The 24,564-nt window shown below is 54.4% G+C and carries 11 protein-coding genes; 4 read left to right on the top strand and 7 right to left on the bottom strand.

From position 1 onward, the window contains the following. Positions 1-15: 15 nt before the first annotated feature. A complete protein-coding gene (locus RB_RS15340; protein ID WP_164922076.1) occupies positions 16-981 on the bottom strand; it encodes an N-acetylglucosamine kinase in 966 nt (321 codons plus the stop codon). Further along, entirely contained in the window at positions 978-1,886 is a 909-nt protein-coding gene (gene murQ, locus RB_RS15335) for an N-acetylmuramic acid 6-phosphate etherase (protein WP_011121425.1), read from the bottom strand. Before murQ ends, RB_RS15340 begins: the two co-directional genes overlap by 4 nt. A 135-nt stretch (positions 1,887-2,021) precedes the next feature. Here murQ and RB_RS15330 point away from each other — a divergent pair, with 135 nt between their 5' ends. The 3 genes from RB_RS15330 to RB_RS15320 are packed head-to-tail and all read left to right on the top strand — an operon-like array spanning position 2,022 to position 6,336. Continuing rightward, positions 2,022-3,545 carry a sodium:solute symporter gene (locus RB_RS15330; RefSeq protein ID WP_011121424.1) on the top strand — a complete coding sequence of 508 codons (1,524 nt, stop codon included), beginning with the start codon at positions 2,022-2,024 and terminating at the stop codon, positions 3,543-3,545. Positions 3,546-3,586: 41 nt separating this feature from the next. After that, positions 3,587-4,813, top strand: a complete 1,227-nt coding sequence (locus RB_RS15325; RefSeq protein ID WP_011121423.1) for an exo-beta-N-acetylmuramidase NamZ family protein — start codon at positions 3,587-3,589, stop codon at positions 4,811-4,813. Positions 4,814-4,839: 26 nt separating this feature from the next. Next, positions 4,840-6,336: a hypothetical protein gene (locus tag RB_RS15320; protein WP_164922075.1), complete on the top strand. Its 1,497-nt coding sequence runs from the start codon at positions 4,840-4,842 to the stop codon at positions 6,334-6,336. 62 nt (positions 6,337-6,398) lie between these two features. Here the strand turns inward: RB_RS15320 and RB_RS15315 are convergent, their stop codons facing one another. From RB_RS15315 to RB_RS15295, 5 genes are all read right to left on the bottom strand, one after another. After that, positions 6,399-7,892, bottom strand: a complete 1,494-nt coding sequence (locus RB_RS15315; RefSeq protein ID WP_164922074.1) for a hypothetical protein — start codon at positions 7,890-7,892, stop codon at positions 6,399-6,401. A gap of 213 nt (positions 7,893-8,105) precedes the next feature. Beyond that, the gene (locus RB_RS15310; RefSeq protein ID WP_164922073.1) at positions 8,106-10,778 is read right to left on the bottom strand and encodes a VWA domain-containing protein; all 2,673 of its coding nucleotides are present in this window, start codon (positions 10,776-10,778) and stop codon (positions 8,106-8,108) included. Then, positions 10,775-12,697, bottom strand: a complete 1,923-nt coding sequence (locus RB_RS15305; protein ID WP_011121419.1) for a vWA domain-containing protein — start codon at positions 12,695-12,697, stop codon at positions 10,775-10,777. Before RB_RS15305 ends, RB_RS15310 begins: the two co-directional genes overlap by 4 nt. A gap of 3 nt (positions 12,698-12,700) precedes the next feature. Further along, entirely contained in the window at positions 12,701-13,603 is a 903-nt protein-coding gene (locus RB_RS15300; protein ID WP_011121418.1) for a DUF58 domain-containing protein, read from the bottom strand. Then, positions 13,600-14,613, bottom strand: coding sequence for an AAA family ATPase (locus RB_RS15295; protein ID WP_164922072.1), 1,014 nt, complete (start codon positions 14,611-14,613; stop codon positions 13,600-13,602). Before RB_RS15295 ends, RB_RS15300 begins: the two co-directional genes overlap by 4 nt. A gap of 126 nt (positions 14,614-14,739) precedes the next feature. On the opposite strand from RB_RS15295, the gene RB_RS15290 reads away from it, so the two are divergent. Next, entirely contained in the window at positions 14,740-24,561 is a 9,822-nt protein-coding gene (locus tag RB_RS15290; protein WP_011121416.1) for a tetratricopeptide repeat protein, read from the top strand. The last annotated feature ends 3 nt before the right edge of the window (positions 24,562-24,564 follow it).

The raw sequence follows: 24,564 nt of genomic DNA, 5'->3' as shown, positions 1-24,564 counted from the left end.
CCGGACCACTGTTTGTCAGTGAGTTGTCATCGATCCCACTGCGATCACCAGCGTCCCGGCGACTGACTCAGGAATTGCACGGTAATCCGTTTCAATTCCAGACTCGGCCAGCTTTTCGCGAATGCTTTGTGTGAACGCAGGCTGATGAATCAGTACGCTGCCGGTGCCTGCTAACGAGACCGGTTGAGTGAGCATGCCCAGTCGATTGATTAGCGTCTTGAGCGTCTCCGCCAGATCCGTCGATGCCTGATCAATGATCTGCATCGCAACCGGGTCGCCCGAACCGGCCACATCAAAGATGAGTGGCGCGAGCGAGGCGATCATGATTCGATTGTTCGGATCGGCATGCAGAATTGGAATCAATTCAACGGCCGATTGAATGACGAAGTGCTCAAGCAGTCGACCATGCAATTGAGTGGCTGGCCCACGCCCGTCATCGACGCGAACGGCAGCTCGTAGTGCTGCGAGAGCAATCTGATAGCCGCTGCCCTCATCGCCGAGCAAGCTTCCCCAGCCACCACATCGCGCCATGTTGCCATTTTCATTCCGGCCCAAGGCCAGCGAACCAGTTCCCGCGATCAACGCGATTCCGACCCCGTCTGGTGAGGCGGCATACAGCACTGGCAATGCGTCATCGACGACCGTCAACTTGCTTGCCAGTTGACATTGTTCGGCCCAAGACCGGATGCGTTGCTGTTCGACATCTCGACCGGCACCCGCGAGAGCCAAACAGGCAGACTCGACGGTGACTCGAGACCGCTCCGCATCAGTGAAGGCTCGCTCGACCGCCAGATTCAAATTGTCAAACGCAGTCTCGAAGCCAACGCCGCGAACGTTCGACGATCCCGAATGTCCACGACCAATTGTTTCAGTGGCGTTGGGGAGATCGCCGTCGTTCTTGAAGTCGCACCTCGCCAACCAAGCGACGGTTTTGGTGCCGCCCCCGTCGATCCCCAGGATGAGTCCGTCTGAAGTATTCATTCGGACGGCGTTGCGAGCAAGCGACTGAGGTGTCCGTCGACGTCGACCAACATTTGACGGGCGGTCTGCGGCGAGACTTCCTTTATGTGAACGACGATCGCGGTCTTCACCTCGCCGTCGCATTGCTGCAGCAGTTGTTCAGCTTGATCGCCGGAGATACCGACGATCTCCGACAGCATCTGTCGCGATCGGGCGACCAGTTTCTCGTTGGTTGCACGGACGTCGACCATGCGATTGCCATAGGTCTTTCCAATTCGGATCATGGCACCAGTTGTCAACATGTTCAGGACCATCTTGGTCGCTGTTCCAGCTTTCATGCGAGTCGATCCGCTGACGATCTCTGGACCGACAATTGGCGCGATCATGATTTGGGACAACGGCCGCAACTGGCAATTTGGGTTGCAGCTCAGGCCGATTGTGAATGCACCAATGGATCGGGCGTATTTCAACCCGCCGATGACGTAGGGGGTTCTTCCGCTGGTGGCGATCCCGACCAACACATCGTTGCTGGATAAATTGATCTTCGCCAAGTCACGCTCAGCAAATTCAGGGTGATCCTCGGCACCTTCAATCGCGCGGGTCAGCGCTTCGGGACCGCCGGCGATAACACCCACGACCATTTCGGGTGGGGTGCGAAAGGTGGGTGGGCATTCGCTTGCATCGAGCACCCCTAGGCGACCTGACGTGCCAGCTCCCAAGTAGATCAGGCGTCCGTTGGATCGAAATCTGTCCGCGATCACGTCCACTGCCTCAGCGATCATTTCGGCCTGCGTGTTCACCGCGGCAGCGACCAAAGCGTCCTGTTGATTGATCAGCTGAACGATCTGCAACGCTGACAAAGAATCGATTTGGGCAGAAGCTGGGTTGCTAGCTTCCGTGGTCAATTGATTCAACTGATTCAGCATGGTGAATGGTTTCGTAGGAGTGATTTCCCGGACCGCAACAAACCCGACCCCAACAAAATACAGTAAGGTAGCCACGCAGGTGAGACGGGGCGAGTTCACGCCGCCAAATGGACTTCCGCATACGAGATTCAACACTTGGCTATCAGCTTCTTTGACCTTGCCGTTCTGGTCATCTACATGCTTGCGATGGTTGCCTTTGGCATCTGGGTCGGGCGAGATCAAAAGGACTTGGCAGGTTACTTGCTGGGCGGACGCTCGATGCCGTGGTGGTCAATCTTGGGATCGATCGTCGCAACAGAAACCAGCACTGCGACATTCTTGAGCGTGCCTGGAATCGCCTTCGCCGTCGATGGCGACATGCGTTTTTTGCAATTGGGAATGGGGCTGGTCATCGGCCGTTTGATCGTGGCAATCGTGTTGGTGCCGCTGTTTCGACGCGGCGAAATTTATTCGGCCTATGAGATTTTGGCGACGCGGTTTGGCGGATCCAGCAAACGTTTCGCATCGTTGCTGTTTCTGGTCACCCGAAACTTGGGCGATGGATTGCGTCTGTTCCTGGCGGGCATCGCGCTAGAAAAGGTGCTCAGCGTTGACCTGGTTAGCTGCATCGTGATTCTGGGGGTCTTCACGATCGTTTACACGTTCTTTGGCGGGATCAAAGCTGTCATCTGGAGCGACTGCATCCAGTTGGTCGTTTACATGGTCGGTGGCGTGTTGTCGTTGCAAATTCTTGTCAACTACTTCCCGGGCGGTTGGCAACAACTGGTCGAATTTGGTCAGGAAACCGGGCGTTTCCATGTCTTTGATTTCCGCGTTCGAGCAACTGAAACGTTCAGTGTGCTGACCGAACCGTTCACGTTCTGGTCGGGAGTCATCGGCGGAGCGGTGTTGACGCTGGGAACTCACGGGACCGATCAAATGATTGTTCAACGTTACCTTGCGGCCCGCAGTACGGTGGATGCGCAGCGAGCCGTGGTTGCCAGTGGCGTGGTGGTCCTGATCCAGTTCGCTTTGTTCCTGGTGTTGGGTGTTGCGTTGGCATGTTTCTATTCGCAAATCCATCCGCGAGCGTTTGAACACAACGACGAAGTTTTCGCGGCGTTCATTGTCGATTACCTGCCGGTTGGTTTGGTTGGCATTACGCTTGCGGCGGTGTTTGCGGCAGCCATGTCAACGTTGTCCAGTTCGTTGAATTCGTCGGCCTCGGCAGCCGTCTCGGATTTCTACCAGCCCTGGCTGCTCGCTCGCTACAACCGATCGTCTGACAAAGAAACTGACGAGAAGAGCTTTGATCGCGAAACATCTGGCAACCTTCTCGGAGTCAGTCGCAAGCTGACGATTGCCTTTGGTTTGATTCAGATCGGGATTGGGATCGGTGCGAGCTATCTGTCCAGCAGTGTCATCAGTGATGCACTCGCGATTGCGGGCTTCACGGCGGGGATTTTGTTGGGCGTGTTCCTGCTTGGGATTTTGACCACTTCTGCTCACCAGCGTGGGGCTCTGATTGGAATGGTCTCGGGCATGGTCGTGCTCACTGCCATCAAGTTTGGAACGGCTGTCGCGTGGCCATGGTTCGCGATCATCGGGTCGGTCACCACGTTCACGGCAGGCTACATCGCCAGTCGCTTGATCCCTGCCGGGCGGCGAGCCGAGAATTGATACCACTTTTTCGAAAAATGACTCTGTGATACCGACAACACATGTTCTCTCTGAAATCAATCATGCATCATCCGTGTGCTGTAGCTTGTCTGCTTGCGATCTCGCTTTCCATCTCCCAATCCAGTGTGGCCAGTGCGCAAGTTCTGGCCGGAATCGATGTTTTGCAGCGAGATGATTTCGCAAGCCTTGCTGGTCAAAAGGTCGGGCTGATCACGAATCACACGGGCACGAACCTGACCGGAGCCTCGACGGTTCAGTTGCTGGACGATTCAAAGGACGTTGACCTGGTCGCTTTGTTCAGTCCCGAACATGGGTTTGTCGGGCAATTGGATCAAGCGAACATCGATGATCAGCAGGATTCCCTGACGGGATTGAAGGTTCACAGTCTGTACGGCAAAACGCGAGTTCCGACAGCGGAGATGCTAGAAGGCATCGACACGCTGGTCTTTGATATTCAGGACATTGGCGTTCGTTTCTACACCTACATCTCGACGATGGGTGGCGTGATGAAGGCGGCGGCAGAGAATGATGTTCGGTTTGTAGTTTTGGATCGGCCCAATCCAATCAACGGGACGGAGGTGCAAGGTCCCATCACCGATGAGGGAAGCGAGTCGTTCATCGCTTACCACCGCATTCCCGTCCGGCATGGGATGACGATTGGTGAGCTGGCGAAAATGTTCCAAGCGGAATGGGAACTCGATCTGGATCTGCAAGTCATTCCGATGGAGGGTTGGGAAGGACGCCCCGGGTTTGATCAAACCGGACGGATGTGGATCAATCCATCACCCAATATGCGCAGTCTCAACGCGGCCTACCTTTATCCGGCGATCGGATTGTGGGAGACGACCAATTTGTCCGTAGGCCGGGGAACGGACACACCGTTTGAACACTTCGGTGCTCCCTGGATCGACGCATTGGAACTGGCGAGTGAACTGAACGCACAAGGATTGAGCGGGGTGCGATTTGTCCCGATCGAGTTCACTCCGAACGCCAGTAAATTTGCCAATGAAAAGTGTGGCGGAGTGAACGTGATCCTGACTCAGCGGGCTGAGTTCGATCCGTTGCAAACCGCGCTAACCATTGCCATGACGTTAAGGAAACTTGCTCCCGATGATTGGAATACGAAGTCACTGAACCGTTTGTTGGTCAGCCAGAAAACAGCGGAAGGAATCCTGGGTAGTCACTCGGTGAAGCAGTTGCAGGCGGCCTACCAAGAAGAGTTGGAAGAGTTTCAAACTCGCCGACTGAAGTACCTGATGTATCGCTGATGCCTTCCGAATCGGTCCAGACACATATGACTTCATCAGATGATTCGAAGCTGCCGTCGAGTTTGTTAGCGAGATTGTTGGCCCCGCGAAACTTGGCGGTGTTTGTCTTTCTTGTCTTGCCGCTATCACTGATTTTTCTGGTGCTAATTTGGTGGTTCGCTCGCCAGAACATCGCGGCTCAGGAACTGGCCGACCGCAAAAATGATTTGCTGGCCAGCGGTTTGCCAATCGATGCGGAGTCGTTGCTGGACTACCGCAGGGAACGGATTGATTCATCGCGTAGCCAGGAATGGCAACGCATCCTTGATGAAATCGAATCGGACGCGTTCCAGGAATCCGGGGAAGACGTTCCGATCATTGGCCTGGCTTACGAAGAAGAACCGGAGGAATACGTCTACGGGCAACCCTATTCGAACCATCTGATTGCAAGGGACTACCTGAGTGAATGGTCGGGGCTGCTGCAGCGAATTCATTTGATCACTGAAGGCAGTCGTGGCGTGTGGACGCCGATGACCACCTATGATCTTTTTCCTCGTATTGGACCGACGAGAGATGTCTCTCGATTGCTGCGTTTGGAGTTTGATGACGCACTTCGGCGTGATGACTTCGATCATGCGAACCACTGTGTGTTGGCCCTGATCGGAAATTCACGGGCGTTGGAAGAGGAGCCGATGGCGGTTTCGCAGTTGGTCAGTGTGGCAATACTCGAGTTCGCTCTTGATGCCATCAAAACCGCATTGCAAATCGATTGCTTTGACGATGAACAGTGGCGAGCGGTGTTGGAGCAACTCGAGGGACTTGAAGAGATTGAACCTCGCTACCGACGATTTCTGATTGGCGAACGAGCTTGGGTGCTACCGTTGTTTCAGGATCAGACCTCAATGGAAGAACTGGGGGGAGATACCATTGAGTATCAGTTGCCGGGTGGGCACTCCATCGATGCCTTGGAGACACTGGCTATGTACGACCGGCTGGAGCTTGTTCCCACCGATGATTTGACCACCTTTTTCGAGGAGATCGAGAGTCTGGAAACTTTGGTGCAAGCTTCTTTTCAATCCAGGAGTTGGTTGCGGAAATTGGACACTCAAATCACTGAGGTGACCATGCCGAGTTTGGTTTTGATGAATCAAGCTTTTGTCCGATCCGCCATGCATGTGCGTCTCGCGAAAACAGCCATCCTGGCTCGATTGTTTCAGCACCGAGAAGGGCGTTGGCCCAGCACCATCCAAGAGATCCACGACGCTGCCCCAGGTTTGCTGAGTTCCGGCGATGAGAACGGAAATCTCACGATCGGAAGTCTCGCACCCATGGGAGATCGACCCTTCGGTCTGAAGGTCGATCAGGACGAATTGGTGCTCTGGGGATTCGAACCCGACTCAGTAACTGCGGCGACTCCTGTCGATCCTCCCACCGAACAAGACTTCATCGATGCAGACGCGGAGTATGCGCCGATGCTGGCAGACTCCTACCTGCAGCGTTGGCTTTGGAATCTTCCAACAGACGGTCTCGCGAAATCAGATTGATCTGAGTTCCGTCTTGTTGTGAGTTTTGACAACCGACCCTCAACGGAAATGGTGGAGTGGATTCACTCATCCGTTGCAGATGCTTCCATGGCCATCTCCGCTTCGGTTTCGTTGTTTGGGCGAATCGCTTCGAAGTACTTGCGGACGGTTTCTCGGTGTCCCATTGGAAGCGGTTCGGAGTTCAGTACCGCCTCGGCTTCCCGTTTGAACTTGTTGTACTTGGCCTGGTACTGCCGGATGGCTTGTTGTTCGCCCTCGGGGGCTTGCAAGATTTCCGTTTCGCTAGGGCCTTCAGACTGTTGGCCGGTTAGCATTTCCTCGTTTCGAACGCTGTCAATTTTAGTGGCTTGATCGCCCAGCGGTTGACCACTGACACCTCGGCCCGCATTTTGGCTCGGCGAGTCGGACTTTGCGACACTGTCGGATTGGCACTGACCGCGACACTCGCTTTTGCATTGTGAGAGTCGGTTGAGTTGGCACGACATGCAGTTGCCAATCTTTTTGCGTTGCCCTTGCTGTTTGCATTCCGACGCGAGTTTCGAAAGGCACTTCTTGCATTGACTCATGTTTTTTGAGTCCAAGCCTTCGGCAAGCTCGCTGATTGAATTACTGAGTTGTCCCTGCTGTGCGGGTTTGAGTTTTGACAACATCTTTTTCAGGTTGTCTGCGACGGCGCGGCGTTGCTTGTCGCCCATTTGAGAAGGATCCACCGCTTCAAGTTGTTCACTTGCTTCGTCGTATTGTTCTGCTTCAAGAGCCTTGGCGGCTTGGTTCATCGCGTCGGATGGTTTCATGGCTGCGGCGAGTGCCTTTAGCATCGTGTCAGTCATTTCCAGCTTCAGTGACTCGCGAGCTTCTGCCAGTGATTGTTCCATTTCGGAAAGTGTTGCCAGCAAGTCGGCTTCATCCAACGAAGCCGATTCCATCTCATCCAGTTGCTCACTGAGTTCTTCGATGAGTGCTTCGAGTTCAGGATCCTTTTGTTCCTCCGCCATCTCTTCCAAATCTTCGAGCATCGTTTGGCGAAGGTCGACGGATTGCCGCTGAGCCAATGGCAAGATGGGTTTGGCTTCCAGGGTAGGAACATTGCGATTGCCGACGATCAAGATCAATGTCGTTGCAATGACCAAGCCTGCGATCCATCGCGCGTGTCGCGGCGCGGTGATCGGGACACATTCGACCGGGTTGACTCGATGAAGCTGTTGGTCCGCCTCGGCCAATTGCAGCTCTCGTACGGGATCCAAATGCGTTTTTCGTTCGCGATCAAACTGCAACGAAGTGATCGAACGATCTTTCAGTCCGTAGTGTTGGTCGATCAGTCGTGCGGCCGATTGTTCATTGAATCGTCCCAGCATTCCGATCATCCACCCGACCACGCCGCCGGCGACAACGATCGATAGTGGCCATCCCCAATGCATCGTGGGAAAGAATGCGGTGCGAGCGATTGCGACCCAGAGTGCAAGAATCGCTCCGATCAACAGACCGGTTGAGACGCCGCGAATCATCGAAGCAAGCCACAGACGTCGTTGAACTGGTCGAAGAATTTCGTGCAGCATCGTTGGTCTCACTAGCAGAAGTGGCTGAAAGTGGAATGACTCGGGCGCAAAGCGAATCGATGCCTTCGGCAATTCTTTCGCTCGCCCGTCGCTATCGACCAGTCTAGGGGGTAGGGATGCCTACCACCAAGATAGAAAGCTGTATCAATCATAAGAAAATCTGGGCGGATTCCGGCTGGTGATCTCGGATTCGGGATTGCTATCGAGCTGCTTTTAAAGCATTTCGACTCGGCGAAACGCCACATCCGCGATGAACAGAACCAAGCCAGCCATGAGTAGCCATGGCCAGATCGGGACAGGGTCACGTGCTGTGCGATCATCGTTTTCCGTGATGGAGCTTGCCGGGGCGTCATAGCGTCCACCGCTTACGGACGCGATTTGTCGAAGCAATTCGTCGCCACGTGGCAGCAAACGCAATTCGTCGGGGTAGCCAACCGCGATTCCTCGAGAGCTTCGTTGGCTGGTCCCGTCCATCCGGTTGGTGGCGATGTCAAAGTGGTATGCACCGCGACGAAGCGTTTCCACCGAGGCCTCGTAGCGACCCGGCGCGGTTTGCCGCATGGCAATCTTTTCATTCTTTAATCGAGGATCGATCACCGTCAATCGAGTTTCGGCCTCATCGATGAATCGACCATTGTCGTCGACCGCGTCCATGACCACACGAGTTTGATTGCCGTTTCGTTCGACTTCCACAAACACGCCTCGATTGTCGTCCTTGCGCATCGCATGGCGGATGATTTGGGCCCAAAAGGTTCCAAAGTCTGGCCAGGTCATCCATTCGCCCGCCCATCGATTTTTTGCGTCGCTGGTAAAAGCAACCGACATCCCCAAACCATATCGCCACCATACCAACAGCGGGTCGCCCGACTCGCTGGCCAGAATGAACTCGGCCGTGGGTTTGGGACGCGTCACGACGTAGCCGAGCAGCAGTGGCGACAGGTCCAGTTCGATCCCATCGAGCACCGATGTGGGACGCACCAACTGTGGGACAAAAGGCAGTTCGTTGATTGCGGATTTGCTGGCTTCGACGGTTTCCTTTGCAAAGACTTGGGGAACCGATTGAGGATCATCGCAAAAGTAGTAGCGACCTCCACCAATCTGAGCGAGTTCCTCCAGCAGGTCTTCGCTCGAACCCTGACCGAGTGCAACGGTAGAGAGCGTGATTCGCGATGCGGACATGTCGCCGGCAACTCCTTGGAAGTCGCCCGGTGAAGAAACACCATCCGTCATCAGGATCACGTGTTTCAGTTTGGCTGTTGCGCCAAGCAAGGCTTCGTAGGCGTCAGCCATTGCGGGGTACATGTTTGTTCCGCCGGACGCTTCGATTGTTGAAATGGCATCCGAGATCGCACCGCGATCGGAAGTCGAACGAAGCTCGGACACGGTGTAGGAGTCTCCATCAAAGGCGATCACTCCAATGGCGTCTTTGGGGCCAAGCAGTTCGACGGCGGCTTGGGCAGCATCTTTGGCAAGTTCTATTTTTTGGCCGCCCATCGAGCCGCTCTTGTCGATCACCAGCATCATTGCCAACGAAGGCTTTTCGCGTTCTTTTTCAAAGTTGCTGCGAACGGGCAAGATTTCTTCAATCTGAGTTCGGTAATAACCGCCCAGGCCAAAGGCTTGGTCGCCACCGAGCATGATCAGCCCACCGCCTAAGTCTTGAACGTAGATCCTGATCAGATCCATCTGCCGCATCGACATCGAAGTTGCCGGAACGTTGGAAAGGATCAAGCATTCATAACCCTGCATTTCAGACAAGTCGCTGGGGATGCCCTCCGGAGGACGAACGTCAACATCGATGGATTGTTCATCCAATGCCCAACGCAAGGAGTCCGTTTCGTCGGGTTCGCTGTCGATCAGCAGCACGCGAGGTTTGCCGCTGGCGTACACGATCGCCTGGGCTTCGTTGTTATCAAGCAGTGTGTCATCGCAATCTCGCAATCGCGCGGCAAAGGTTTCTTGTCGTTGCCCCAGCAAAGTCTGCTGAAACCGGAAGCGGTTTTCTCCCTTTTTGATCTTCACCGCCGGTGCGTCGACGTCGCCAATTTGAATGTCCCCACGATACAGATCGACATGTCCTTCAGTGTCACGATTGCTGCTGACAACAACTTCGACGAAGAATGGTTCGCCCTGACGCACCTGCGTGGGAGCCTCCACCGCGGCCATCTGCACTTCCGGTTCGCTTCGTGTCGGAAGTGGCACCGTCCACACGGGAACATCAGCGTCTGTCGCGGCGGCAATCCCATCGCCGTTTGTTTGATTGCCGTCGCTCATCAATATGATTCGTGGCACGCGCGATGGAGGAATCGAAGCCACGGCGGTTTGAATGGCGGCGGCTAAGTCCGTGCCCATTCGTTTCGCTTCATCGGCATCCAAGTCGGTCGGTGATGGGGTTGGCGCCGGTACTTCGTCTTCCCCGGGGTCAACTCGATCGATCGCAGAAACGTCCGCCGGTGTTTCTTCCTCAACTTCGACCGATGCTGGTTCGCTGTCCGTTTCCGCAGGAGGCTCTTGAAACGCCGTCCAATTGGATTGAAGTTGCCGTGGAGTGCTGTCAAACGGCAAAAAACGCACCTCGGCATCGTCTTCTTTCGCCTGCTCGATGGCATCCTTTAAGTATTCGTCCGCGGTTTCGCGTGCGGCCTCATCGATGCTCTCGCTTTGGTCGACTGCGAACACAATCATTTTTTGCGAGGTCGAACGAAGCGCCACCGGTCCACAAACCGCCATGATCAGCAGCGTTAGCACGATGCCTCGAACCAGCAGCGATACGAGTCGTTGACGCGGTGGGAAGTCGCTGAGCGTTCGAAGGTGAAACACCACCAGCCATAAGACGGCTGGGACCCAAAGCCATGCCCATTGCGGCTGAGTCCATTGCAACATCATGCCACCACCCTTCGATGGAACAATGCCCACTCACCGACCACCAATGCAATTGCCAACATGACCAAGTAGAACCACGCTGGAGCTCCGCCTCGCGAGACCAAGCTTGTTGGCTCCTTTGGCTGCTGGGCAACTCGTAGGTCACTTTCCTCGGCACTGCACAGGTTGACCGCCAGCAATTCACCAGGAACATCTTCCGCTAACTTCCATTCTTCGGGAGTCTTGACGGGTTGCTGTTCGGGCTGTGGTGCTGAGTCGGTTTGGGGCAACGACTCAGGTGAGAACAGGCCGTACACGCCGGCTTTCCCGATTGGGCTGATGGTGGCGTGATCACGCGTAACGGAAATGTTTCGGACATTTCCATCCGGCGACATCAACACGGCCGAGGCAACGTCGAAATCCCATGGCACCGTAGTCGCCAATCCCGTGTTCAAGGCGGGGTTCATGTCACCTGTTTGCCGGAAGAACCAATTCATGGCATTGGTCATCATGACAGGGAATGCGATCCGAAGCGGTAGATCGCTGTCATCCAAGTTGGCTGACAGAATTAGAATTCTGCCGGATTCACGTTCGACGGAAACCAAAACCCGCGAGGTGTCAGCTGTTTCGAGCAACGTGGTCGCCTGTCCCAGCGATTCGTCGACTTCGATATCACGCCCGCCGGCGAGCATCACGTTTTGCAATTGAACGTGCCGCAGCAAAGATGACTCCTTGTCCTGTTTTGCCACGATGGGGGTATCGATTTCGCTGCCAAGTTTCCAGGTTCCCGGTGGACCGTCATCCTGGGCGATAAACAGAGCGGGGCCGGAAGGAAGTTCCGTGGGAACCGCTCCGCTGTAGATCGTCAAACCATTCTCTGCGGTTTGCTCGGCGTCGTTGACCACCGTCAACTTGATCAACGGTATCGATTCTAAAACGGTGCGAAGATAGAACGACACGTCATCTGCCCCAGTCACCAATGTCACTGGAACGAGCGGGCGTGCCGGAACGACTGCTCGGGCCACGTTGTCGACGGAGAGCCCATCGGTCGCGTCCAACGAAGCGGTCAAAACCCCGCCCTCGCGAGACGTTCCATCGATCGTTGTTTGCCAAACGCCATCGGCGTCCAGCTTGATTGGAACAACGTCGACCAAGTCATCGCCAAGCGTAAGCTTCAGCCGTGTACTGGCTGGTTCGTCGGAGAAGTTGCGGACTTCGACCAACAATGCGTAACCAACGGGATCAACGCTCGAACGTCGAACTTGGAATGTGGTGATTGCTAGGTTTGTTTGAGAAGTGCCAACGGTCTCCCATGAAAGATCTTCGGCTGATTCGATGTCATTTTGAACGCCAAGTGTTGTGTCGGTGATGACGACAATACGGCGTCGGTCATTTTTGTCTGCTAACCGTCTGGCCGCTTCGATGGCAGCGCCGATCTGCGTTGGTCCATCGGTTGGCTGGATCGAATGAATGGCTTCCTCGATCGCCGGTGCGAAATCAGACATGCCGACAACCACGCGTACCGTGGTGCCCGCGGTGACCAATGCCATTTGGTCGCCTTGGCGAAGACCGCGAGCGAGCGAAGCGGCGCGGTCAACGGCTAGTTGCAATCTTGTTTGGCCTGTCTCCGGTTCGACCGCTTGCATACTGGCAGAGTTATCCACGACCAAAATCACTTCTTGACCAGAATCCGCCTGCCAACGCCAAAGTGGATCTGCCAGTGCGAATACCAATAGCGAAACAAATACAAGCTGCAGCAGAAGTGACAGCCAACGACGAAGATTCTGCCAGAGGGATCGCTGACGTTTCTCTTCGAAGATCTGTTCCCAAAACAGGAGCGTTGCGACAGGCCGGCGTCGCAAACGCGTTTTCAGGATGTAGAGAACGATGATTGGAAGTGCAATCCAAAGCCACATCAATCGTTCGGGAGACGCCAGCGACATGTGTTATCCCACCGCCGCAGTACGCATCATACGAAGCAATACAGCGTCGAAAGGAACCTCCGTCGTCGCTCGTGTATGACTCAGGCCGTGGTTGCGGCAATAGGTTTCGACGTCATCTAAGAATGCCTGGAAAAGCTTTTTGTACTGCCGTAGCTTGCGTTCGGTTACCGTCACCTTTTTTTGCAGACCACTCTCACAGTCCACCAATTCCATGTCTCCCAAAAAACTGGGGGACGCTTCACTGGGCGTATGGATCTGAATCACATGCGGTTCAAAGCGGGCGTAACGGAGTCGATCGATGCCGTCGCGGAAACCCTTTTGGTCGTACAGATCGCTGACAACAATCGCCAGTCCCGTTCGTGGTGCTCGGTCCACAAAATCACCAACAACCGTTTGCAAGTCCGTGCGTTCGCCGCCGCACTCAAGTTGCTCAAGAAAACGCAGCAAACTGAGGACTTGGTTTTTGCCTCGGATCAATGGCATGGTCGCACGTACACGGTCGTCGTAAGCCAAGATCGAAACGCGATCGAGATCTGCCAGAGCGATATAGGACAACGCCGCGACGATCTGCTGGGCCAGTAGGAATTTTGTTCCTGTGGCCTCACCATGACGGTTATCTGAATCAGCCACGTTCATGCTGGCGGATGTATCGAGCAGCATATACACGTGAAGGTCTTCCTCTTCCTGGAATCGTTTTAGCAGCAAATCGCCGTGCCTCGCGTAAACGTTCCAGTCCAAGTAACGCAGGTCATCTCCGCTGATGTATTCGCGGTGGTCGGCAAATTCGATTCCGCCGCCGGTTTGCATCGTTCGTCGCTGGGCCAATAGTTGCCCCTTGAACATCCGCTTTGATAAGAGCGAAAGGTATTCCAGTCGCTTCAGAAAGTCCGAGTCAAAGACGGTCATGCCACAACCACTTCGCTGTGAACGTTTTCGATCAGGTCGTCAACGATCGCATCGATGGTGATTCCGTCCGCTTGGCCCTCAAAGTTCAGCATGACCCGGTGCCGAAGCGTTGCATGGGCCATTTCGCGAATATCTTCTTTGGCAACATGAAAGCGACCGTCCAAAACGGCCCGGATTTTTGCACACAAAATCAATGCTTGTGCTCCCCTTGGACTGCTGCCATACCGGACAAATTTTTGCACCATCGGGGTCGCCGCTTCGTGAGATGGATGGGTGCCCATGATCATCAAAATCGCATAACGCCGAACTTCATCGGCAATCGGGATTTGCCTCGACAGGCGGCGAAGCTCGATCACGCGATCGGAAGACATGATTTTTTGAGGTGGCGGAATCTCTCCTGCTGTGGTGCGGTCCATGATCGTTTCCATTTCCTCGGTCGTCGGAAATGGTACGACCAATTTCATGAGGAAACGATCCAGTTGGGCTTCGGGCAGAGGGTAGGTTCCTTCCATTTCCAGCGGGTTTTGCGTGGCCAACACAAAAAATAGCCCGTCAAGTTGATGTGAAGTTCCTGCAACCGTGACACTGTGTTCCTGCATTGCTTCTAGCAAGGCGGATTGTGTCTTTGGCGTCGCGCGGTTGATTTCATCAGCCAGCACCACATTGGCAAAGACCGGGCCGCGTTGAAATTGAAATTCTTTATGGCCGTTTTGTGTTTCGACCAAAATGTTGGTGCCAATTAGGTCGGCCGGCATGAGGTCGGGAGTGAACTGGATACGACCAAAAGAGGCATCTAAAACGTCTGAAAGCGTTCGGACCAAGAGGGTTTTTCCTAAGCCGGGCACACCTTCGAGCAAGACATGGCCGCCGGCAATCAAAGATGTCAGCACCCCGTCAACGATTGGTTGTTGACCGACGATGCGTTTGGATACTTCTTCGCGAAGTCGACCAAAATCCCCACGGAATTGTTCGAGTCGGTCACGCAACTCATTGTCAATCGATTCACTCATGTTGTTCCTAATGGTTCGCCATCGCAGCAATCGTTTGGAAGGTCAGAAGCAGAATACCAGAAAATGTGAGGTGGGGGGTGTCAAGAATTGCATCGCGCGGCGCTGAGCTCTACAGTGAGGATTCATTTGATTGCTTGGTTCGACTTCCGCTTTGACGTCGAGGTTGCCGTGATTCACTGCCGTCCAGTTCGGATCTTTGTCTTTGGTGCATTATTAGTCTTCTTACTTGGAGGCGGTTTGTTGTGTTTGCCGTCTTCTGCTCAAGAGGCCAGTAACACTGATAGGGAACGCGTGATCGCGGACCGGTTCTTCCAAGTCCTGTTGCGCCGGCCTCGTCCTGGCACCGCACTGGATCGAGTTTATGGGTATCACGTTCAAAACGGTTCTCTTGATCAGCTGATTGAATCGTTGGATGTAGAAGACGATGCGCCGTCAGCTGGTGAGAAGGCAATGGTCTTAGGGCTGATCCAAGCCCAACGCGGTAAGTCAGCCCTCGCTGTGGATGCATTCTCGAAGGCAGAAGATCGTTTGCCCAACGAGGCTGCTTGCAGCTTTTATCTCGGCAAATCGCTGCTTGCTGTTGGCGAAAATGAACGTGCCGCGGCGGCAATTCAACGTTCAATCGACCGGGGGCCCGCACGCAACGAGGCGGTGCCGATTTTTACTGAGTTAGGTCGTATTTATGGGCGGGCAGGTCAGAACGAAAAGGCATTCGCGGTTTGGAAGCAACTCGAAGCGATGTTCCCGCGAGATGCCCGTGTCGGGGGCCAAATTGCTCGAGCACTCGCCGAAGAAGGAAACCTGGAAGAAGCACTCGTGCGTTTTGTTGCACTGTCGAAGAGCAGTCGGGATGAAGACGATAAGATTGCGTTTGCGGTGGAAGCCGCCGAATTGCGACGTCGGCTAGGCGAACCGGATGAAGCGACAAAGGATCTCGAAAAGATTCGCGCCCGCTTGCGACCAGGGAGTTGGCTTCACACGGATGTTCGCAATCGGATCGAAGATGGGTTCCTCAAATCGGGCGACTACGACGCATTGGCGAACTATTACCAAGGGCAGTTGGCGGACTCCACTGACAACTTGGCGTTGCAGACTCGATTGGGCCGCATCTTGGTCTCCGCCGGACGGCTCGACGAAGCCAAGAAAACACTTCTTGACGCGACCACGAAGGCTCCGGGTGACGCCGATGTCCGGTTGGCATTGATCGATGTGTTGGTTGCCTTGGGGGACAATCAATCAGCTGCGGCACAGTATGAAAAGTTAGCAAAAAGTGACCCCGAAAACCCTGACTATTTGCTGCGTTGGGGACAATTGTTGTTGGAAGATCAGAAGACGGAATTGAAGGCGCGCCGCGAGGCAGCGTCCCGTGTTTGGCAGCAATTGGCCGATGCTCGAAGCGACGATGCTGTCACGCTTTCGCAGATTGCCGATCGATTTCGAGGCATCGATCGAGAAGACGATGCGATCAAGTTGTATGAGCAAGCGATTGAGGTCGACCCTGAATCTCCGCAGTACCGCGAGTACTTAGGGGAATATCTGCACAAGCTCGATCGAAAAGAAGAAGCGATCAAGACTTGGGAATCGATCGCCTCTGAAGATCGCCGTAACCGAGACTCACTGGTTCGTTTGGCTGAAGTATTCAGCACATTTGAACTGGGCGAACGAGCCCTCGCGGCCTGGCGGGATGCGTCAGAAATGGATTTGACGTTTGCACAAGAGTTGCGTTTTGCAAAAGCACTCCGAGATTCAAAGCAGCATGAAGAAGCGTTCGCGCGTTTGGAAGTGGCCCGCGACATCGCCGAAACTCCGGACGAACAAGAACAGGTGTTGAAGGACCAAATCGAAACGTATCGACAAGCCGGAACGCTGGGTGAGCAGATCGCGACGCTAAAGACGCAACCTCCAACGGTCGATCGGTTGCGGCAATTGGCCTTGATGCATCAAGCGGCTGGTCAATTGCCCGATGCGGCGGAGGCGATTCGTCAAGCTCGAAAGTCAGAGCCCGACAACGTGGACGTGTTGGTGGTCGCCGCCGACATTGCTGAGCGACAAACCCGTTTGTCTGACGCGGTGACTTTGTTTGAAAAACTATCCCAAGTCGACACCAGGTTTCGTACCAACTATTTGCAACGCGTCGCGGGGCTGCAAACCCGTCTTGGGCAAATCGATGAGGCGCTGGCGACATGCGAATCGTTGATTGATGCCAACCCAGCCAGTCCTGAGTCCTACCTGTTCTACGCAAGAACGGCGCTTAGCGCCAACCGTGATGATGAAGCGTTCACCGCACTACGCCGGGCGATGAACGTGGCTCCGCGTGACAACGGACCACGGAGGATGATGGCCTCTGAATTGGCTGAGAGTTATCGGACCGACGAAGCGATCGAGCTGTACTGGCAAGCGATCCAGTATGAATCTCAAACAGACGACCGGATCAGCATAATCAAGCAGTTAGCACCGCTGTACGATCGCCAAGGTGATATCGAAGAGCTGATCTCGAGAATTGAGTCGCTTGGCCGCGAAGACGGGGATGCCCGAGAGACTTTGCGTTTAACGTCTGCCGCATACGAAGCGATTGAAGATTATGGGGCCGCGCGGCAATCGATTGACCAGTTGATTGCGCAACAACCTCGTGATGTTGGATTGCTTGAGGCGATGGTCAACTTAAGTGATTTGGCGGATGAGGTCGCGACGGCGGCTGGGTATCAAGAGCGAATCGTCGCACTCGCTGACACACCCGAGAATCGTTTCAAGCTGGTGCAATTGAAACTCGACGCGGGAATGATCGATATCGCGACGGCACTCGGCGAACGAATCTCTTTGGTATCCGATCCGGTTCGTTTGGGATCGATGATCCGGTCCGCTGCGATGCGTGGTGACACCAAGGCAGCAATCGCGATCTGTCGCGAAGCACTCGATCGCGACCCTGGATTGTGGGATGTGAAGCTCGAGTTGGCTCAACTGTTGCTTTACGACGATAGTGATGACGACCAAAAGGAACGCTATGAAGAGGCGGGTGAACTATGCGAGCAGATCCGCACGATGGATCTGCCGCTGGACGCGAAGCCGCCGACTCAGAAGACGGTCAAGACCAGCTCACGCAACACCAATTACCCGGCGGACTACTTAACCAATCCGAGATATTGGGGACAAAGCAGCTACACGATGGCTCGCAACTATCGGATTGGCCGATATGGAAATGATTTGTTTGGATACAGCAGTGGCGCGACCACCCTGAATCTGATCCAACCCAACGTTTTTGGGCATGCGCGTATTCTGGCGGCATCGCTGCTGTTGGTGCGTGGAGCCAAGGAAGCACCGGCGGGAGAAGTCGAATCCAAGATCGAGGAGATGATGAAAGAGCAGTTCAGCATCGACGACATTGAAGAGGTCGACGATGCGATGGTGCTTTGGGAGTACACCTCATTGCAATCGTTCCAGTCGGTGTTTGCGACGGATACCAACACCAACGAAGACGATGCGGAGGCCGCCGAAGCGAAACGGCGGCAGGAGATGCTGAGCTGGCGATTGGCTGAGCTTGATCCTGAATATGGCCAGACAGCTGTGTTGTCGCTGTTGGCGTCTCGCATCGCGGTTCCGGATGAGGAAGAAACCAAAGAGTCTGAGGAAGATGGTGAAAAGAAGGAACAGCCTGAACCCCTTTCGACAGAACGCTTGGAAATTTTGGTTGATCTGTTCAACAAGAACAAAGTCACGACGCAAACAACGTCTCTGCAAACGGCGTCAAGTCAGTTGATGCTGCGGAGTATCTTGATCAACGAATTCAACCGAGCTGGACTACCGGAACGAGCAGCTGAGTTTGCCATTCCTGATCCTGAGGAAGACGCATCGTACGACGAGCTCTTGTCCACTCTTATGTTCCATTTGCGGATGGGATCAGAGGATCGAGCCAGCGAGTTGGTAAGCCGGCTGATACCTGCGATTCGAAATGAGACGGGTGGCAAGGCCACGCAAACGAGGAGTTCCATCAACGGTTCGCTTGGAGGCATTTCGCGAGCATCCGACCGGAGTAAAGCGTTCGTTGACAAACACCGACTCGAGTTGCTCGATGCTGTTTTGGCAGCGAGCATCAATCGTGGGAATCTTTCTCGTAGTCGCAACAGTTCGCTCTCCGAAGGCATGCTGCGAACCTACTATCAATCACCAACGGGAAGTTACCGGTCGATTCAGATCAAAGCTCCTTTGTCCACCTCGCTGATTGATCAATCCATGGTGTCTGAGCTATCGAGTCTGATACCGGTTGACCCGTCACAAAAAGTGAATGCTCGTGATCGATCGCTGCGGGTTCCATTGGAAATGATCGAGCATCTTCAGGAACCTCTCCCAGACGCTCCGGTTCACGAATTGAAGTCGCGTGGTGTGCTGGCGGCGTTTGCTCATTGGTGGGACGACCGACCCGAGGACTGCTATCGTGAATTGATCGAGCTTTGCGAAAAGTATCCCGACGACATTGACCTGCAGATCGAGAGAGCTCGTTTGGCGAGCGAGTTGAATCAACCCCGCGTTGCACTGGAGGCGTTGGATTCTTTCGATCCGCTGGACAGTCGTATGTTGGTTCGCAAAGAGATGGCGGCAATGAACTTGGCCGCTGAACTCGGGGACATCGATCGCGCGAAGCAGGCTGCGCAGCGATTGTTCGGAATGCGGATGGACACGAATACGCAATTGGCGTTGGTGGACCAACTGCGTCGCTTAGGAATGAATGACAAGGCTGCCGCGGTGTTGCGCCGGATGCGAGGCGGTAAGAGTCGCGATGAAAGTGTCGAGTTGCAGATCGCGAGATCCTTCATGGCCAGCGACGACAAGGAGTCGGCTGCCGAAGTCGCTTACGCTTTGCTGCGAAAAATGGGCAGTGGACGACGTCAAAACCAAAGCAATCAAGACTACTATCGCCGACAAGCGGTCGAGATTTTGACATCGGCGGGACGGATGGAACCGTTGATTGAACGAGCCGAGCGGCGTCTGAAAGCTTCGCCCTCCTCAATGCGTGTGCGATCTGAGTTGGCGGAACTTTATACGGCAGCCGGTCGCTCCGACGACGCAGAAACTCTTTGGGAAGATGCTCCAAACGACCGTCCGGTCGATGCGCGGCAGTTGCTGGCCCGGGCGGCCGCTTTGGACAAGAGTAAAAAGCATAAAGAAGCGGCTGAGATGTATCTGGATGCTTTTGAGAAAGATCCCAGCTTGATAAACAACAGCTACTACGAAATGCGTCGAGCGGTTCAAGCGGCGAAAAGCGAAGACGCGATGTTCGAAAGGTTATTGGAGTTTGACCCTGCGACCTTGTCCTCCTATCGATTGGGGGAATTTGTGTCGATGGGTGATCGAAAAGATTTCAGTGAGGCAAAACGCAAATTCATTGGTCATGCACTGAAGAGTCCGTATGGTCGCCAAAACTTCTATTCCATCCTCCGCAACGTACCCGATTCCGAACGAAAGAATATTCCGGGGATTCGAGAGACCGTGGTCGAGGCGATTTGCAGTGATGATGCTTTTTCGCCGACGTCAACACTTTGGCAGGTTCGCAGCCGTTCAAGTGGCGGAACAGCAATTGGTCCGTTGGATGATATCATTGTCTTGGTCGTTACAGACGAGGCGGTAGCCAACAAGTTTGGCGAGGCGGCAGAGAAGGCCAAGAAGACAGAAACCTCGAAACCGACTGCTGAGTTTTTGCTCGCCCTGATGGACCTGAAAAAGTCGGAGCAGAAGGACAAAGCAGCTGAACGACTTCGCAGTGCGATTCCCAAAAGAGAAGAGGGCGAAGTACGTGGGGCTCAAGCCATCAGCGGTGGTTTGGTATGGCAGGCTGGACAAGTCGTCGAAAAAGTGGGTGGCATTCCCGATCGCCCAGCGATGTTGGTCGAGATGTACGAGTACGCCAGCGACGATCCCAATATCACACCGAACGATTTTCAATACTCAGTATCCGCTCGGTTGCTCGACGTATACGCGGCCAATGGTCAGAGTGGATTGGCTCGTCAGTTCGCGCTTGATGGCTATGCTTCGATCGATAATTCCGAACAGAACCAATACAACCCCGGCTACGGGGACTATCAAGATTTAAGGCAGTTCAAATCAATTGCCGACAAATTGGTCAGCATGGGATGCCCGATTGATGCACTTGTGATCTATCGACGTGCTCTTTCGGATCCAGGCCGGTTCGATCGAGCCAAACGTTATGGATCCGGGACAACGAGCGAGTCCTTCGTCAAAGCAGCCGAGGCAGCAGCCGAAGCTGTGACGCCCAAAGCAAGCACGCAATACATTCAGTGGCTCACTGAAGAACTTGCCGAGTCGAAAGACGCCAAGAAGCGGGCAATCAGCGTCGATCTAATGGACTTGCCCGTCGAGATGCTGTTAGCAGGCGATGCCGAACCAGGTCTGACGATGGCAATTCGTTCCTCGCTTGAGATCGATAAAGGACACGAAGCCGTGGCTGAACTGGCGTCCGTGCTCAGCGATCTCTCATCTGTCCATACCGAGGATTGGTCGCTGCCCGCGGCGGAACTTTTGATTGCTGCGCATACCGATTCGGAAGGGATTGAACCCACTGCAGCTCGCTTGTTCGAGATCCTTCCGTCTTTGGAAGAGGTGACCGCCGCGGCAGGGACTCCTTCGACTGAAAAGTACAAACCTTTATTGGATTTGTATCCGGTGGTTAAATCGGTTCACGAATCCGATCCGGGCGCGGACACCGAAGTCGGCAAGAGCTTGATTGACTATTTGGCCAGCGTCGCCGGAACGACCGGGGATCCTCGGCTCGAGTTGGCTCTGTCGAAATTAACAGGCGATGATTCGCAATCGTTCGCGAATTATCTGGACCGGATCGAGGCTGACGTTGAGCCGGGCGCACCACTTTCAAAAGACAAATGCGAGACCGCGTTGGGGATTGCACGAACCGCTGCGATGGATGGTGGCATCGAAATTTCCACGCGTGCTCTGATGTTGGCGCTTGGCAACGGTCCGCCTCTGCGGCAGATGGGGACGACGGGCGATGCGTTCACGATCAGTCGGCAGCCTACGAATGTTCGAGATCGCGACGATGGTGGGATGGGTGAGCTCACTCGGCAAGTCAACGAAATCATCGATCTCTACTCGGATGCGACTGGAAAAAAGCTAGGCAAACGCGATCCAGAACCTGAGGACTCAAACACGAGTGATTCGGAGACTGGCGATGTTGCATCTAGCAATGAGGCGTCCGGGGATGGCGATAGGCCAAAGAGCGACCCAGCGACATCGATACCTTTGATTTTCGAGGCGTTGCGGACAATCGTGCTGCCGCCGGAACGTGCGGCAACGGTGTTCCCCTATGCGACCGAGATCGTGTCAACCACCGGATATGACCGGGGTGTGTTGGCCGACGACTCCGGAAAGGAATCAGCTGCTAAGTCGCTGATGATCGCAGCGGTCCTATGCGATCGCTCACCGCAACTGGATGAGTTACTGCAAGAGCGGATCGCGAAATCAACTGACAAAGCGACGAGTGCGAGTCTGTTGGTTGATTTCGCAATGGCGTCAAAGGACGAGGAAAAGCTCGTGTCGGCTTTAGACTCGTTCGCTGAATCGCTGGATTCGGTGTTGCCTGAGGTCAGCGAAATCACGTCATCCGCTTCGACGCCGAACTTGATCACATCTCAGATGCAACAAGAGTCTTATCGCAAAAGTGAAACTATCAATCTTGTTCTCGGATGCATTTGGCCACTGCTGCAAGACCCAAGCGACCTAGCGAGTGCACCTCAGGTTGCGGAGAGGGCCGGTGAGTTGCTGCAACGCACCGCTGGCTTGATTGACTCCGATAGCTACACCTCGAATCGTCATCGAAGCATCGCCAGCAAGCTTCGCCGTTTGATGTTGAAGAGTGCCGCGAAGAGTAGCGACGTTGAGCGTTTCCAAACCGTGCTCGACGCTGAAATCGCGACCCGTGAAGCACGATACGCGAACTACGATGGTGACCGCCGCGATGAATACGTCCAGCGTGAACTGGAGCGGTTGCTAGGTGAATTGATTGATGACGGGTCGGTGGATCAAACCCCTGGCTTCATTCGCAAGTTGATCGCAATGAAACAGGCTGATGATTCGAATCGTGATTCGATGACACCAGCCAAACTGGCGGTCGCAATCAATGAGTTGCCCGAGGCAAAGCAGTTTGACCTGCTAATGCAGATTGCGATGGGAGACGACGCCGACAGCCCGATCATGCATTGGACTGGGTTCGTTCGGTATGACACGCCGCCGGAATCCGTTCGTCGGCAAACTCCGCGATTGGAAGACTTTAAGTCACTGGTCACTTCGACTTCCCAGATTCCAACGGTCGACACTCTTTTAATGCTTGCCGATTTGGCAGCCAAAACAAACAAGTCAGCCGACGTCGCCGAGGCATTGATTGAGCGGAGCAAGCGAATAGGCGATGACGCCGATATTGCAGCCGCATTGGTCCGCTTGGCGGGTCAGTTGAAGAACGGAGGCAACGCAGAGTCTGATTCGCTCCTCAAGACTTTGGATGCGATCAAGGCCGACTTGATCGCCAACAAGCCTACCAAGCAAGACACAAAGCTCGAGTATCCAATGTTGGCGACCTATTTGATCGCTCGATGCATTGATGCCGGAGTGGCGGTTGACCAGACAAAGCCATTGCTTGCAAAGCTCTTGCCATATGCAACTCGAAGTCAGCGAAATACTGTGACGTCTGCTTTGGGCAGAACCATGGCGTTTGCTGGAGTGGGGCGGGCAGCCGGTGCGACTGAGGGTTCGCCTTTGACGCAATTTGTTCCAGTCAGGTTGCCGGCAGGAGCGACTCCTGACACGGAAACCTTGCATCCACTCTACGCGATGGATGACGAAGGATGGGTCAGTGCTACGAGTGGTGACAATCAATCGCTTTTCATGCTTCGTTTTCCCATCGTAGGCGAGTTTGGATTTTCGGCCGACATCTGGGATGGCAATCCGGGGGCAAGCAACATCGGTTACGGTGGTGTGCTGTACCAACCTGACGGATGGGAGAAAAAAGCTCGAATCACCGCCATGGCGGGCAGCACCGTGAAAGTGTCGGTACCGTCCATTGAAAATGGGAAGGTAAACGAAGAAGCGTTAAACGTCACGGAAAACGAAGTTATCGGACTGTGTAATGGCGAACCCTATGTCAATGATTTGAGAACACGGTCCTATCCTTGGTTGTCAGTCACCCATGAAATGAGTCGGACCACGAGGTTCAACAACATTCGTCTGACGGGGAATCCTGTGATCCCAGAGCAGATCAATCCAATTGATCCAACCATGAGAGGCTGGGGCATTTTGACATACGGACGTGGTTTGCCAGATCCCTTGTTGCCCCTTGGGGAAGGTCAGGAAGCCGATAAGATTTACGAGGCCCGCCAGGCCGCGAGCGAGAAAGACCAAGCCAAGTGGTCAGTGAAGGAAAACGAACTGAAATACACGACGGCACAAGCGGACAATGTCTATGATCCGTCGAGCCACATCGAATACCTGCGTCCATTGCTAGACGGTGACTCGATGGAGTATTCGTTTTGGTGGGAGTGGGATGATACGGAGGTCCAACCGACCGTCGGTCGCATGGCGTTGAAGTTCACCAAAGACGGTACCCTGCCAAACTGGATTCGAATTACCAATGATCTGGCGTCGACCGAATTTGTCGCAGTGAACAAACTGAATCCGCCAGCCGATCCGGTTGCACCGGACAACGTGCCCAACGATCAAGCGTGGAACACAGTGAAGTTGACCCGTGATGGTGACACCGTGCGAGTGACATTGAATGACAATCCCTTGATCAGCCTGCCTGTCGCTGATCCACCCCGCCCGGGTTTGCTGAGGGAGCTCAAGCGAAATGTTCGCATCCGCGATATGATGCTGACGGGAGATTGGCCCAAAGAAGTTCCTGCGGACTTAATGGAGCGATCGGCAGCCAAAGACTGACGA

The sequence above is a fragment of the Rhodopirellula baltica SH 1 genome (genome assembly GCF_000196115.1).
Lineage (GTDB): Bacteria > Planctomycetota > Planctomycetia > Pirellulales > Pirellulaceae > Rhodopirellula > Rhodopirellula baltica.
The sequence above is the reverse complement of the archived record's forward strand: the minus strand, read 5'-3'. Positions and strand labels throughout refer to the sequence as shown.